Raw genomic sequence first — 14,419 nt, 5'->3', positions numbered from 1 at the left:
GCACCTAGGATTCTAGTCAGGAAACCATTTTTGGCGAGGGCCTCATGCGAGAAATTTCCTCTAGCATTGCATATGAAATCCGCACTGGCGACACGCTGCCGCTGAAGGTCGCGCGCAGCACGAAGCTGACCGTGCGCGGCGGCGCGGTGTGGGTCACGCGCAGCGACGACACCAAAGACTACTGGCTGCAGCCCGGCCAGACACTGCATCTGCGGCGCGGCGAGCGGCTCTGGCTCAGCGCCGAGGGCGCCACGTTCGCGAAGGTCACGTTCTCGGTGCCGACCCGCTGCGACAAGCGCGCGCTGAACTGGTTCGCGCGCATCGGCGAGCGCTGGATGATGCGCATACGCGGCGGCTGGCGCACCGTTTGAGCGTGGATGCGGCGGCAACGCCGTGACTTGCGATGGGGCTGGCGGCACGCCGGCCCCGCTGTGTCGAGTTCCCCGTCCCCTCGGGCGCGGTTTCCGAGATTTCGGTAAACTCCCGGGATCATGTGCGCCACCCCGGTTTCTCCGTCTCCTCTAGCAGCCATCGAGCCGCCCACGCTGCGCTGGCTCGGCCGCGAACCCTACCAAGTCAGTTTCGACGCAATGCGCGCGTTCACCGAAGCGCGCACCGCCGACACACCCGACGAAATCTGGCTCGTCGAACATCATCCCGTCTTCACGCTCGGCCAGGCCGGCGATCCGGCACACCTGCTTGCGGCCGACAGCAGCATTCCGCTCGTCAAGGTCGACCGAGGCGGGCAGATCACCTATCACGGGCCCGGCCAGGTGGTCGCGTATCTGCTGCTCGACCTACGCCGGCGCAAGCTGATGGTGCGCGAGCTGGTCACGCGGATCGAGCAGGCCGTGATCGACACCCTGGCGGCGTATAATCTCGCCGGAGAACGCAAGGCGGGCGCCCCTGGCATCTACGTGGCGCCCGGGCCCGAGGCCGGGCCGCATGCGGGCGCCAAGATCGCGGCGCTTGGCCTGAAAATCCGCAACGGTTGCAGCTATCACGGCGTGAGTCTGAACGTGAACATGGACCTGCAGCCGTTTCTCGCGATCAATCCATGCGGCTACGCGGGGCTCGAGACAGTCGACATGGCGACGCTCGGCGCCGCCGCCGGCTGGGACGACGTGGCCCGTACCCTCGCAGCAAGTCTCACCGCAAACCTCGACGGCAATCCCGCGGCCGTCGCCCAACCGCAGGCCGGTGCGCTCACCGCCTGACTGGATCGAACGAATGACTGACGTAACCGCGAACTCCGCAGCAGCCCCCCCCGCGCCCGAAGGCGTGCCGGCCCCCGCCGCCTACGACGCTACCGCGAAGCAGAAAGCGCAAGCCAAGACCGCGCGCATCCCGATCAAGGTCGTCCCGATCGAAAAGCTGAAGAAACCGGACTGGATTCGCGTGAAGGCGGCCACCGGCAACTCGCGCTTCTACGAGATCAAACAGATCCTGCGCGAGCACAATCTTCACACCGTGTGTGAAGAGGCGAGCTGCCCGAACATCGGCGAATGTTTCGGCAAGGGCACCGCGACCTTCATGATCATGGGCGACAAGTGCACACGCCGCTGCCCGTTCTGCGACGTGGGCCACGGCCGTCCCGATCCGCTCGACGCCGACGAACCGGCCAACCTCGCGCGCACCATCGCCGCGCTGAAGCTGAAGTACGTGGTGATCACCAGCGTCGACCGTGACGATCTGCGCGACGGCGGTGCGGCGCACTTCGTCGAATGTATTCGTCAGACGCGCGAGCTGTCGCCGGAAACGCGCATCGAGATTCTGACGCCGGACTTTCGCGGCCGGCTCGACCGCGCGCTCGGCATCCTGAACGCGGCGCCGCCCGACGTGATGAATCACAACCTCGAAACGGTGCCGCGTCTGTACAAGGAAGCGCGTCCGGGTTCGGACTACGCGCATTCGCTGAAGCTGCTGAAGGACTTCAAGGCGCTGCATCCGCACGTCGCGACCAAGTCCGGCCTGATGGTCGGCCTCGGCGAAACCGAAGAGGAAATCCTGCAGGTGATGCGTGATCTGCGTGATCACGACGTCGACATGCTGACGATCGGCCAGTATCTGCAGCCGTCGGAGCACCATCTGCCGGTGCGCGCTTACGTGCATCCGGACACCTTCAAGATGTACGAGGAAGAGGCGTACAAGATGGGCTTCACGCACGCCGCGGTGGGTGCGATGGTTCGTTCGAGCTATCACGCCGACGTGCAGGCGCATGGAGCCGGCGTCGTCTGACGCGCTGGCGCCTCGCCGCTGTTGCGTCGCTTCACACCCGCAAAAACGAAAAAGCCCGCCGATGTGCGGGCTTTTTTTTGAACCGTTCATCTATCAGTAAGGAAACGACACGTGGCAACTGGGATCGATCGCGGCACCTCCGCACAATGGCCTTATCCGCGGCTGATCGCGCACCGCTGCGGCGGCACGCTCGCGCCGGAAAATACGCTGGCCGGTTTCGACGCCTGCGTGCGCTACGGCTATCGCATGGTCGAATTCGACGCGAAGCTGTCCGCCGACAACGCACTGTTCCTGCTGCACGACGACACGCTCGATCGCACGACCAACGGCCACGGGCCTGCTGCCATGCACACGTGGCAGCAACTTGCCGCTCTGGATGCCGGCGCGTGGCGCGGCGCCGAGTTCGCCGGCACGCGGCTGCCGACGCTGGCCGACGCGGCCGGGCGTTGCGCGCGCGACGGCATCGCCGCGAACATCGAGATCAAGCCGTGTCCGGGCCGCGAAGTCATCACCGGCACGCTGGTCGCGCAAGGCGCGCTCGAGCTTTGGCAAGGGCGGACGCCGCCGCTCCTGTCGTCGTTTTCGTTCGACGCGCTCGCCGCCGCGCGCGCGGCCGCGCCGTCGCTGCCGCGCGGCATGCTGTTCGAGCAGGTGCCGGCGGACTGGCTGAGCATCGTGCGTGAGCTCGACTGCGTATCGCTGCACGCGAGTCACCGTTATCTGAGCGAGCCGCTGGTCGCGCAGATCCGCGCGGCCGGGCTGCGCGTGCTCGCCTACACGGTGAACGATCCGGCGCGCGCGCGGGTGCTGGAAGAATGGGGTGTAGACATGATTTGCACCGACCGGATCGATCTGTTGAGCTGAAGTCGCGCTCGCGAGCTTCAAACCCCTGCGGGTTTTCCCGCAACCGCGCGCGCCCACGATTCCGGATTCCCCGACAGCACTCGTCCGGATTTCCGGAATCCCGGACGGCACGCGCCGCGCCTTGCCCAAAAACCCATAAAAATCAAGGCTCTCAGTCTGAATTCAAACTGGCATCGAGCTTGCAATTTAAAACGCGTGGCCGCCACGGCCCGACAAAAAAGCAAGGAGACAACGATGTCCGATTTCCCTTCCCGGTATTTCTGAATTCGTCGTCTTTGCAGCGGCCCGCTATCGTGCGCGCACGTGACGATGTTTCGTTTGCGTGTCGCGCGTCGCGGCAAGTCATTCGCTCATATCCCTCGCAGGAACCATCGTGAAGAAACCTATCCATAAAGTGCTGTACGTCCAGGTGATCGTGGCGATCATCATCGGCATCGTACTCGGACATTTCTACCCGAATCTCGCCACCGACATGAAGCCTCTCGGCGACGGCTTCATCAAGCTGATCAAGATGGTGATCGGACCGATCATCTTCTGTACGGTCGTGACGGGCATCGCCGGCATGGAAGATATGAAGAAGGTCGGACGCGTCGGCGGCAAGGCGCTGTTGTACTTCGAAATCGTCTCGACGTTCGCTCTGGTGCTCGGCCTCGCCGCCACGCACCTGCTGCGACCCGGCGCCGGCTTCAACGTCGACCCGGCCTCGCTCGATAGCCGCGCGGTCGCGTCGTATGCCGCGAAGGCGCACGGCCAGTCGACCGTCGACTTTTTCATGCACCTGATTCCGGACACGCTGTCGTCGGCGTTCGCCCAGGGTGAGATCCTGCAGATCCTGCTGATCGCGCTGCTGTTCGGCGCCGTGCTCGCGACGGCCGGTGAGAAGGGCAAGCCCGTCACGAACTTCATCGAAGGGCTCTCGCACATCCTGTTCGGCATGGTGCGCATCATCACCAAGCTCGCCCCGATCGGCGCATTCGGCGCGATGGCCTTCACCATTGGCAAGTACGGCATCGGCTCGCTGCTGCCGATGCTCAAGCTGATCGGCACGTTCTATCTGACCTCGATCGTGTTCGTGGTGGTCGTGCTCGGCGCGATCGCACGCATGGTGGGCTTCAACATCCTGCGTTTCGTCGCGTACATCAAGGAAGAGATGCTGATCGTGCTCGGCACGAGCTCGTCCGAAGCCGCGCTGCCGCAACTGATGCAGAAGCTCGAAAATCTCGGCTGCTCCCGCTCGGTGGTGGGCCTCGTGGTGCCGACCGGCTACTCGTTCAACCTCGACGGCACCAACATCTACATGACGATGGCGGTGCTGTTCATCGCCCAGGCGACCAACACCGACCTCTCGTGGGGCCAGCAGCTGACGCTGCTCGCGGTGACGATGCTGACCTCGAAGGGCGCGAGCGGCGTGACCGGCGCGGGCTTCATCACGCTCGCGGCGACGCTGGCCGTGGTGCCGACGATTCCGCTGTCGGGCATGGTGCTGATCCTCGGCATCGACCGCTTCATGAGCGAGTGCCGCGCGCTGACGAACATCGTCGGCAACGGCGTTGCGACGGTCGTCGTGTCGGCCTGGGAAAAAGAGCTCGATCACAGCAGGCTGAACAAGGTGCTGCGCGGCGATGTGGCGGTCAAAGAGCCGGCCGGCGTTTGAGCCGCGCCTCGCCAACCCTGTCGTGACCCGCGCGGACGCCTAAGCATGAAACCGGCGTCCGCGCATCCTTCCGAGGCGTCTGTCGTCGCTCCGGTGTTCCCGGAGCTTGCGACGCTTACCTCTGGCGGCGATCCCTTGCCGCCCTATGCCACAATGTCCGATGCCCATCGATCGGACTTTGCCAACGTGACCCGCCGCCTGCTGATTCTCTTCGCGCTCGCAGCCGGGCTCGCGGCGGCATGCTGGCTCACCTACAGCCTTGCGTGGAAAAGCGGTATCGACACGCTGCGGCGCAACGCCGCCGTGCGCGCCGAGCGCACCGCGAGTGCGCTCAGGAGCACGCTCGAGCGTTACGAATCGCTGCCTTACCTGCTCGCCGAGCATCCAATCGTGCAGGACGTGCTGATCGATCCGACTCCCGCCAACGTCAAGCGCGCGAACCTCTATCTCGAAGACCTGAACCGCCACGCGCGCGCGACGGTCACCTACATCATTTCGCTCGACGGCTACTGCGTCGCCGCCAGCAACTGGCGCGGCCCGGGCAGCTTCGTCGGCGCGGGCTATCAGTTCCGGCCGTATTTCGTCGATGCGATGAATGGCGGCGTCGGCCGCTTCTTCGGCATCGGCACGATTTCGCAGGCGCCCGGCTACTACATCTCGCAACCGGTGCGGCGCGACGGCAAGATCGTCGGTGTCGCGGTCGTCAAGCTCGATCTCGAATGGTTTCAGGGTGTCGACGTGTCCGAGCCGCTCGTGGTCACCGACGATCATGGCGTGATCTTCCTGTCGTCGGTGCCGGCATGGAAGTACCACACGATCCGGCCGCTGCCCGGCCGGATCGCCGATTCGATCTACCAGGCGCGCCAGTACGCGCAGCAGCCGCTCGAGCCGCTGCCGGTGACGGTCGAGCGCATGCTCGAAGGCAATGCGCAGATCCTGCGCATCGGCGGCGGGCACCTGGCGCCGCGCTACCTCGCGTCGCGGCACGCGATGGGCGAGCCGGACTGGCATCTGATCACGATGTCGCCGGTCGATCCCGTCGATGCCGACGCGCTCAAGGCGACCATCGTCACCGGCTTCGGCTATGTGTCGCTGGTGCTGCTCGCGTTCTACTGGCGCATGCGGCGCGCGCGTGTGCGCGAAGTGATGCGCAGCCGCGCGCTGCTGCAGAAGGCGTATGCGGAGCTGAACCAGCGCGTCGCCGAGCGCACCGCGGATCTGTCCGAGGCGAACCAGCAGTTGCACAAGGAAGTCGCCGAGCGCACCCGCGCCGAGCAGGAGCTGCGCGCCGCCCACGACGAACTGATCCAGGCGAGCAAGCTCGCCGCGCTCGGCCAGATGGCGGCCGGCATCACGCACGAGCTGAACCAGCCGCTCGCGGCACTGCGCAGTTTCTCCGACAACACGCGCGTGCTGCTCGAACGCGGCGATCAGGCATCGGCGCGCGAGAATCTCGAAGCGATCGCGGCGCTTACCGAGCGCATGGGCAAGATCACCAACCAGCTGAAGCTGTTCGTCGGCCGCGCGCGGCCGCGCAGCGCGCGCGCGTCGATCGTGCGGGCGCTGCGCAACGTCGTCGCGCTGCTGCAGAAGCGTCTGCAGGGCGTCGAGCTCGAATTCGTGCTGATCGATGCCGAGGTCGACACCGACGTTGGGCCCGCCGCGGCGGCAGGCGGCGCGCGCGCACCGCTGAATCTCGCCGACGATCATCCGGAGCTGGTCGCGAACTGCGACGATCTGCGGCTCGAACAGGTGCTGATCAACCTGCTCGGCAACGCGCTCGACGCAACTGCCGGCATGAACCCGCCGCGTATCACGGTCGAGGTCGAGGCAAGCGCCGCGAACCTGTCGATCGCGGTCGGCGACAACGGTCCGGGCATTCCCGACGACGTGTTGCCCCACCTGTTCGAACCGTTCTTCACCACCAAGGAAATGGGCCAGGGGCTCGGCCTCGGCCTCGCGATTTCGTCGTCGATCGCGCGTGATTGCGGCGGCTCGCTGGTCGCGCGCAACGCGCCGCAAGGCGGTGCATCATTCGTATTGACGCTGCGTCGCGCGCGCGTGCAGACCAGTCCTTCGCACGATCCGCTGACGGCGGGCTCCTGAATTCACACTGACGCATCACCCGGAACACGCAATGAACGACGGCCTGCAAGTGCTGTATATCGAAGACGACGAACTGGTGCGGCGCGCGAGCGTGCAGAGCCTGCAGCTGGCCGGCTTCGACGTGGTCGGCCATGCATCGGTCGAGGCGGCGGCGAAGCTGATCAGCGCGGACTTTTCCGGTGTGATCGTCAGCGATATCCGGCTGCCCGGCGCGAGCGGCCTCGATCTGCTCGCGCAGTGCCACGAGCGCGCGCCCGACGTTCCGGTGATTCTGGTCACTGGCCATGGCGATATCTCGATGGCCGTGCAGGCAATGCGCGACGGCGCCTACGACTTCATCGAAAAGCCGTTCGCATCCGAGCGGCTGATCGAAACGGTGCGGCGCGCAATGGAGCGCCGCAAGCTCGTGCTCGAAAACCTGGCGCTGCGCCGTGAGTTGGCTGGGCAGAACGCGGTCGCGCCGCGCATCATCGGCCGCAGTCCGGCGATCGAGCAGGTGCGGCGGCTGATCGCCAACGTCGCGCCGACCGATGCGTCCGTGCTGATCAACGGCGATACCGGTGCAGGCAAGGAGCTGATTGCACGCAGCCTGCACGAGCTGTCGCCGCGGCGCGACAAGCCGTTCATCGCGGTGAACTGCGGCGCGCTGCCCGAGCCGATGTTCGAATCGGAGATGTTCGGCTACGAGCCGGGCGCGTTCACCGGCGCGGCCAAGCGGCGGATTGGCAAGCTCGAACATGCGTCGGGCGGCACGTTGTTTCTTGACGAGATCGAGAGCATGCCGCTCGCGCTGCAGGTCAAGCTGCTGCGTGTGCTGCAGGACGGCGTGCTCGAGCGGCTCGGCTCAAACCAGCCGATTCGCGTCGATTGCCGTGTGATCGCGGCCGCGAAAGGCGATATGGCCGAGCATGTCGCGGACGGCTCGTTCCGGCGCGATCTGCTGTACCGGCTCAACGTGGTAACGATCGCGCTGCCGCCTTTGAGCGAGCGTCGCGAGGACATCGTGCCGCTGTTCGAGCATTTCCTGCTCGATGCGGCGGTCCGTTATCAGCGGCCGGCGCCGATGCTCACCGATCGCCAGCGAGCGAGCCTGATGCAGCGCGACTGGCCGGGCAATGTGCGCGAGCTGCGCAATGCCGCCGACCGCTTCGTGCTCGGCATCGCCGACGAACCGGTGCTGTCGTTCGACGAAGACGACGGGGCCACGCATCCGCTAAAGGAGCGTGTCGAGCAGTTCGAGCGCGCGATGATCGCCGAGGCGTTGGAACAGGCGGGCGGCGTGGTCGCTGTCGCGGCGGACCGGCTGCAGCTCGGCAAGGCGACGCTCTACGAGAAGATCAAGCGATATGGCCTTGCGGCCAAAGGAGAGGGGGAGCGGTGAGGAGGGCGCCGCCGGCGAGAGATTGCGCCGGCGCGTTGCGGATCTGCGTGACCTGGCTTAGGCCGCGCCAGCTTTTAGCGCTTTCGCGAGCAACTGGTCGAGTTCCGCGAACTGCGGCTCGCCGACGTAGCGCTTCAGGATCTTGCCGTCTTTATCGACGACGAAGGTGGTCGGCGTGAGCTGCACGTTGCCGAACTGCTTGGCGGCCGAGCCGTCGTCCATGGCCACCTTGAACGGCAGCTGACGCGTTTGCGTGTAGTTGGTCACGTACATCGGCGCGTCGTAGTTCATCGCCACCGCGACGAATTCGAGGCCCTGGCCCTTGAAGCGGTTATAGGTCTCGACCATCTGCGGCATTTCCTTCATGCAGGTGTCGCAACTCGTTGCCCAGAAATTGACCAGATAAACCTTGCCTTTCAGGTCCGCGGTCGTGAGCTTCTGTCCCGAAAGCAGTGTGAAGGTCGCATCGGGCACGCGCTGCTGTCCAGCAAATGCGAAGTAACCGGCGACGGCGAGCGCAATGGCCACGGCCACCGCGATCAGATAGCGAAGCGGGTTCGTGCGCCGGGCGGCGGTCGGTGAATTGGAACTCATGGACGGAACCTCGTGGTCGCGCGTGGCGCGGAACAATGGGTCGGTGCAATGGCGCTCGGGCCGGTGCTGAAGAGCTTTTCTATTGTAGCTGCAATGCGGCGGCTGCGCCGAAATGGCCGGAGGGCGCGGCTTTGCCGCGACGGGCCGGCAGCCGATCAGCGGATAATGGCGTTTTATGCAGCGCAAGCCCGATCTCTTCCGCCCCATGCTCCAAACTGTTCTTCGCGTCTGCCGCTCAGTTGCCCGCGTTTCGTGCCGTGTTCCGTTGATCAGCCGAATTTCCGCCCGTCTTGCGGACGTCGTCCAGCCGGCGGGCCATTTCCTCCGCGCTTTCACGCGACCCGGTCACGCCCGTACCGTGCTCGGCGCGGTGACGGCCGCGTTGACCCTCGGCGTCGCGCTCAGCGCCTGCTCGCCGACCTTCGACTGGCGCACCGTGATGAACAACGACAAGGGCTACACGGTCGACTTCCCGGCCAAGCCGGGCAACGACCAGCGCGCGGTGCAGATCGACGGCACACCCATGCAGATGGCGATGCAGACTGCCGAAGCGGGCAATGCGGTCTTCGCGGTCGGCACCGTGATGCTGCCCGACGATAGCGACGCGACGCAGCGCGCGGCACTCGATTTCCTGCGCTCGGGACTGGCGCGCAACGTCGGCGCGACGCCCGATGCGCACGCGGTGCAGATCCCGCTGGCGGCGGGCGGCAAGATTCCCGGGCAGGAAATGACGGTGAGTGGCGCCGCGGGCGCCAAACACGAAACGCGCACCGTGTATGCGCGGCTCGTCGCGCGCGGCCGGCACGTGTACCAGGCGGCGATCATCGCCGATCAACCGCTGCCGCAAGACCAGGTGGACCAGTTTTTTTCGTCGTTCCAGCTATATTGAGCGCGGTATTTTTGGCCGAACGGACGCGCCTCAGAACGCCAAATGCAGTGAAAGTTCCTTCGCAGGTTTGCGAGCTAATTACCGGTTTACGTTGAGCTTTTTGAGTTACGCGCACAACCTGTGGATAACTCTGTTGAGAAGTCGCCCTCAAAGGCCGCAAAAGCCCATCAGACGGGCCTTTCGCCAAAATCAACGAGCGTAGGGCGTTTTAAAAACATCAATGAAATCAATGGCTTCGCGAGATGCCTGTCTGCACGCTTTCGAGTTGTATCAAAATCTAACAGGATCGTGGGCGTGTGAATAAGTCAAGTCTTGACAGTAGATTTTTCTACTCATAACGAGCCAAAAGCGCGGCGGTATTGGATTGCCTCGGCGACCTCCGCCGCGCTCGGCATCGCCGCCCCGGCTAGATCCGCGACGGTGCGCGCGACCTTCAACACCCGGTAATACGCGCGCGCCGACCAGCCAAAGCGCTCGCCGGCTTCGCGTAACAGTGCCTCGCCCGCCGCGTCCGGGCGGCACACATCGTCGACTTCGCGCCCGTCCAGCTCGCGGTTGGTCTTGCCTTGCCGGGCCAGTTGCCGTTCGCGCGCAGCGCTCACGCGGTGTGCGATCGCCGCGCTTGCTTCGCCGCTGGTGGCGGCGCGGGCCGCGAGTTCGGTGGCGGTCAGTGCTGGAATTTCGAGCTGGATGTCGATGCGGTCGAGCAGCGGTCCCGACAATTTACGCAGATAGCGCGCCGCAACTTCGGGCGTACAGCGGCAGCGCCCGCCCGGGTCGCCGCGCCAGCCGCACGGGCAAGGATTCATTGCGGCGATCAGTTGGCAGGCGGCGGGGAAGTCCGCTTGCCAGGCGGCGCGCGAAATCGTGATGCGGCCGGCTTCGAGCGGCTCGCGCAGCGTTTCGAGCACCACGCGATCGAATTCGGGAAGCTCGTCGAGAAACAGCACGCCCAGATGTGCGAGCGTGATCTCGCCAGGCTGCGGCGGGTTGCGTCCGCCGACCAGCGCCGCCGCGCTCGACGAATGGTGCGGCGCGCGAAACGGCCGCTGCCGCCACTGCGATGGCTTGAAGCCGATGCGGCTCGCCGACAGCAGCGCGGCGGAAGCGAGCGCTTCATCGTCGGTCATGGGCGGCATCAGGCCGGGCAGGCGCGCCGCGAGCATCGACTTGCCGGCGCCGGGCGGCCCGATCAACAGCACGTGATGGCCGCCGGCCGCCGCGACTTCGAGTGCGCGCCGAGCAGCGCGCTGGCCGATCACATCGGCCATGTCCGGCGCTGGAGCGGCGGCGTGCTCGTGGAGCTCGGGTGCGGCGACCGGGCTAAGACGCGCGTCCGGCGCGCCTGCGAGGTGCGCGCATAGCGACGGCAGATCGGCGGCGCCGTACACGTCGACCCCCGGCACCAGCGCCGCTTCGGCCGCGCTGGCGGCCGGCAGGTAAAGCTGTGGGGTGTGGAACGGCTGCGCGGTTATTTGATCGAGGAAGGCAGGCAACGCGGAACGCGTTTCAGATGATGCGTCGGCTTCTGCGCCGGCGGCGTCTGCGCTCGCCAGAGCGCCGCGCGCGGTACCGCATGCCATCGCGAACGCGCCGCGCATCGGCCGCAGCGCGCCGGTCAGCGACAACTCGCCGGCAAACTCGCGGTGGAGTAGCGATTCGGCTGGAATTTGCCCACTCGCGGCGAGGATGCCGAGTGCGATAGGCAGATCGAAACGACCGGATTCTTTCGGCAGGTCGGCGGGCGCGAGATTGACGGTGATGCGGCGGACCGGGAAGTCGAAACCGCAGTTCTGCAGCGCCGCTCGAACGCGCTCACGGCTCTCGCGCACTTCCAGGTCGGGCAGGCCGACGATCGAAAAGGACGGCAGTCCATTGGCGAGGTGAACCTCGACGGTCACTTCGGGCGCACGGCCAGCGGCCGGCGCGCGGCTGCGCACCACGGCAAGCGACATATTCCCTCCCGTCGGACAGCGCGCTCACTTCGCGCGCAAATCCCCTAAAACGCTGATGACGTCACGGCCCGCTTGCCGGTGATGTGCGGCACTGCGCAGCGCGAAGGCTGCTAGCAGCGCTTACGGCGTCTGCGTGAGCGGCAGCTTCTGTTCGAGCTCGGCGACGCGGCGCTCGAGTTCTTCGAGGCGCGCGCGCGTACGCACGAGCACTTGGGTCTGCGTATCGAATTCCTCGCGCGTGACCAGATCGAGCTTCGAGAAGCCCTGCGACAGCATTGCCTTGACGTTGCGTTCGACATCCTTGGCCGGCGAATTCTTGAACAGATCGCTGACGCGAGCCTGGAAGTCGTTAAAAACGTCGTTCGGTTGTTTCATCGTGTTCCCCTTGGTGCACAAAAATTGTGCATGTTTCATTGCGCCCGTCCTCCGTTGCGGCGAATGGGCGATCCTGGTGCGCGCGGCTCCTTCGCTGCCGCCGCCGCGTGAGCGCGTTTGGTGCGCGCCTCGCGTTCAGAACGTTCGGACACTCTAGCAACGATCCCCCCGCCGCGCCACCGCCGGCCGCGCCGCTGGCCGTTCGGACAAGGCCGTCTGGGCGCGCTGCGCCACCCGCGCGACGCGCGGTCTGACACAACATGGCATAGGAGTTGCTGTTACTGCCGCGCGCGCACTGCCAGGGCACTTTTACCGGAAGCGCAGGAGACCGCGGTCACGGATACGCAACGGGGCAGCAACGGTTCAGCAACAACTAGCGAGGATTTTATGAAACTCATTACCGCAATCATCAAGCCGTTCAAGCTGGATGAAGCGCGCGAAGCCCTGTCGGCGATCGGCGTATCGGGCATCACGGTGACCGAAGTCAAAGGCTTCGGGAGGCAGAAGGGCCACACCGAACTGTATCGGGGTGCTGAATACGTGGTCGATTTTCTGCCGAAGGTGAAGATCGAAGCAGCGGTATCGGACGACATCGTGGACCAGGCGATCGAGGCGCTCGAGCGCGCCGCGCGAACCGGCAAGATCGGCGACGGCAAGATCTTCGTCACGCCGATCGAGCAGGTGATTCGGATCCGCACCGGCGAGACCGGCGCGGACGCACTGTAAAAGACCAGAGCAAAGCGACACGGATCGCGACAAGAGGAAAACCAAGATGCGCAAACTCATGATGTCCCTGCTGATTGCCGGCTCGCTGCTCGCGGCCGGCGTCGGCACTGCCCTGGCGGACGACGCGTCCGCTCCCGCGGCCGCCTCCGCCCCCGACACGACCGCGAGCGCGCCGGCACCGGACGCCTCCGCAGCGGCCGCTGCCCCGGCTGCCTCGGCTCCCGCCGCCGATGCGTCCGCCGCGCCAGCCGCAAGCGCGCCGGCCGCCACCGACGCGTCGGCCGCCGCTGCCGCCGCGCCGGCAGCGCCGACCGCCCCGTTCTCGGTCGATTCATCGAAGATCAACTCCGGCGACACCGCGTGGATGCTGACCTCCACCGCGCTGGTGCTGTTCATGACGATTCCGGGCCTCGCGCTGTTCTACGGCGGCATGGTCCGCAAGAAGAACGTGCTCGCGACGCTGATGCAAAGCTTCGCGATCACCTGTCTGGTGACGATCGCCTGGACCGTGGTGGGCTACAGCCTCGCGTTCACGCCGGGCAACTCGTTCATCGGCGGCTTCTCGCGGGTGTTCATGACGGGCATGAACTACATCAAGGGCGATAAGGCCACGACGCTGACCGTCAGCCACCTCGCGCCGACGATCCCCGAGACGGTCTACTTCGTCTATCAGATGACCTTCGCGATCATCACGCCGGCGCTGATCACCGGTGCGTTCGCGGACCGCATGAAGTTCTCGGCGATGCTGGTGTTCATGACGCTGTGGTCGATCCTCGTCTACTCGCCGATCGCGCACATGGTGTGGGAACCGAGCGGCTGGCTGGCTACCGCGGGCATCCTCGACTTCGCGGGCGGCACGGTGGTGCACATCAACGCGGGTATCGCGGGGCTGGTCTGCTGTCTGGTGCTCGGCAAGCGCGTCGGCTACGGCAAGGAGGCGATGGCGCCGCACAACCTGACGCTGACGCTGATCGGTGGCGCGATGCTGTGGGTCGGCTGGTTCGGCTTCAACGCGGGTTCGGCGGTAGCGGCCGACGGCCGTGCCGGCTTCGCGATGTTCGCCACGCAGGTGGCGACCGCCGCGGCGGCGCTCGCATGGATGTTCGCCGAATGGGCGGCCAAGGGTAAGCCGTCGGTGCTCGGTATCGTGTCGGGCGCGGTCGCGGGTCTGGTGGCGGTGACGCCGGCGTCGGGCTTCGTCGGCACGGTCGGCGCGCTGGTGATCGGCATCGTCGCCGGTGTGGTCTGCTTCTGGTCGGCCACGTGGCTCAAGCACAAGCTCGGTTACGACGATTCGCTCGACGCGTTCGGCGTGCACTGCATCGGCGGGATCATCGGTGCCCTGCTGACCGGCGTGTTCGCGGTCAAGGATATCGGCGGCTTCGACGGCAACGTGATCCTGCAGGCGAAGGGCGTGCTGACGACCCTGATCTACAGCGGCGTGGTGAGCTTCGTGCTGCTGAAGATCATCGACATGGTGATCGGCATCCGCGTGACCGAAGAGCAGGAGCGCGAAGGCCTCGACGTGAGCCTGCACGGCGAGAAAGTCGAATAACGAAGAACCTGTTCCGCCGCGGGCCCGCGCTCCCGGGCTCCTCACAGTCAGGAAAAAGTTAAGCGCAGCAAAGAGTTCGCCC

13 protein-coding genes are annotated in these 14,419 nt (G+C 65.8%); 10 read left to right on the top strand and 3 right to left on the bottom strand.

What is annotated here, in order from left to right; all coding sequences use genetic code 11:
• The first annotated feature begins 44 nt into the window (after nt 1-44).
• The 7 genes from QFZ94_RS28850 to QFZ94_RS28820 all read left to right on the top strand — a co-directional run bounded on the left by QFZ94_RS28850 (nt 45) and on the right by QFZ94_RS28820 (nt 8,243).
• On the top strand, nt 45-371 hold the full coding sequence (locus tag QFZ94_RS28850) for a DUF2917 domain-containing protein (RefSeq protein WP_429461075.1): 327 nt from the start codon (nt 45-47) through the stop codon (nt 369-371).
• A 120-nt stretch (nt 372-491) separates the two neighbouring features.
• Complete coding sequence (gene lipB, locus QFZ94_RS28845) at nt 492-1,217, top strand: lipoyl(octanoyl) transferase LipB (RefSeq protein ID WP_429461073.1); 726 nt, start codon at nt 492-494, stop codon at nt 1,215-1,217.
• Nucleotides 1,218-1,230: 13 nt separating this feature from the next.
• Entirely contained in the window at nt 1,231-2,238 is a 1,008-nt protein-coding gene (gene lipA / locus QFZ94_RS28840) for a lipoyl synthase (protein ID WP_429461071.1), read from the top strand.
• 111 nt (nt 2,239-2,349) lie between these two features.
• Nucleotides 2,350-3,102, top strand: coding sequence for a glycerophosphodiester phosphodiesterase (gene ugpQ, locus QFZ94_RS28835; protein ID WP_368583350.1), 753 nt, complete (start codon nt 2,350-2,352; stop codon nt 3,100-3,102).
• A gap of 373 nt (nt 3,103-3,475) precedes the next feature.
• Nucleotides 3,476-4,756 (top strand): dicarboxylate/amino acid:cation symporter, encoded by a 1,281-nt coding sequence (locus QFZ94_RS28830; RefSeq protein ID WP_368583351.1) that lies wholly within the window; start codon nt 3,476-3,478, stop codon nt 4,754-4,756.
• A gap of 45 nt (nt 4,757-4,801) precedes the next feature.
• On the top strand, nt 4,802-6,862 hold the full coding sequence (locus QFZ94_RS28825) for a sensor histidine kinase (RefSeq protein ID WP_429461068.1): 2,061 nt from the start codon (nt 4,802-4,804) through the stop codon (nt 6,860-6,862).
• A gap of 31 nt (nt 6,863-6,893) precedes the next feature.
• Complete coding sequence (locus tag QFZ94_RS28820; RefSeq protein WP_429461066.1) at nt 6,894-8,243, top strand: sigma-54-dependent transcriptional regulator; 1,350 nt, start codon at nt 6,894-6,896, stop codon at nt 8,241-8,243.
• Nucleotides 8,244-8,300: 57 nt separating this feature from the next.
• Here the strand turns inward: QFZ94_RS28820 and QFZ94_RS28815 are convergent, their stop codons facing one another.
• On the bottom strand, nt 8,301-8,837 hold the full coding sequence (locus QFZ94_RS28815) for a TlpA disulfide reductase family protein (protein ID WP_410848215.1): 537 nt from the start codon (nt 8,835-8,837) through the stop codon (nt 8,301-8,303).
• A 205-nt stretch (nt 8,838-9,042) separates the two neighbouring features.
• Between QFZ94_RS28815 and QFZ94_RS28810 the strand changes: the two genes are divergently transcribed.
• A complete protein-coding gene (locus QFZ94_RS28810) occupies nt 9,043-9,726 on the top strand; it encodes a hypothetical protein (protein ID WP_368587205.1) in 684 nt (227 codons plus the stop codon).
• Between the two features lie 332 nt (nt 9,727-10,058).
• Here QFZ94_RS28810 and QFZ94_RS28805 read toward each other — a convergent pair whose 3' ends face one another.
• A complete protein-coding gene (locus QFZ94_RS28805) occupies nt 10,059-11,681 on the bottom strand; it encodes a YifB family Mg chelatase-like AAA ATPase (RefSeq protein WP_429461063.1) in 1,623 nt (540 codons plus the stop codon).
• Nucleotides 11,682-11,801: 120 nt separating this feature from the next.
• On the bottom strand, nt 11,802-12,056 hold the full coding sequence (locus tag QFZ94_RS28800; RefSeq protein ID WP_026228952.1) for an accessory factor UbiK family protein: 255 nt from the start codon (nt 12,054-12,056) through the stop codon (nt 11,802-11,804).
• 387 nt (nt 12,057-12,443) lie between these two features.
• Between QFZ94_RS28800 and QFZ94_RS28795 the strand changes: the two genes are divergently transcribed.
• Together QFZ94_RS28795 and QFZ94_RS28790 are read left to right on the top strand one after the other, a co-directional pair.
• On the top strand, nt 12,444-12,782 hold the full coding sequence (locus QFZ94_RS28795; RefSeq protein ID WP_006048089.1) for a P-II family nitrogen regulator: 339 nt from the start codon (nt 12,444-12,446) through the stop codon (nt 12,780-12,782).
• A 46-nt stretch (nt 12,783-12,828) separates the two neighbouring features.
• On the top strand, nt 12,829-14,337 hold the full coding sequence (locus tag QFZ94_RS28790; protein ID WP_429461061.1) for an ammonium transporter: 1,509 nt from the start codon (nt 12,829-12,831) through the stop codon (nt 14,335-14,337).
• Nucleotides 14,338-14,419: the final 82 nt, after the last annotated feature.

The organism is Paraburkholderia sp. JPY465, from assembly GCF_050436725.1.
GTDB lineage: Bacteria > Pseudomonadota > Gammaproteobacteria > Burkholderiales > Burkholderiaceae > Paraburkholderia > Paraburkholderia youngii.
This window is presented reverse-complemented; position numbering and strand designations above follow the sequence as displayed.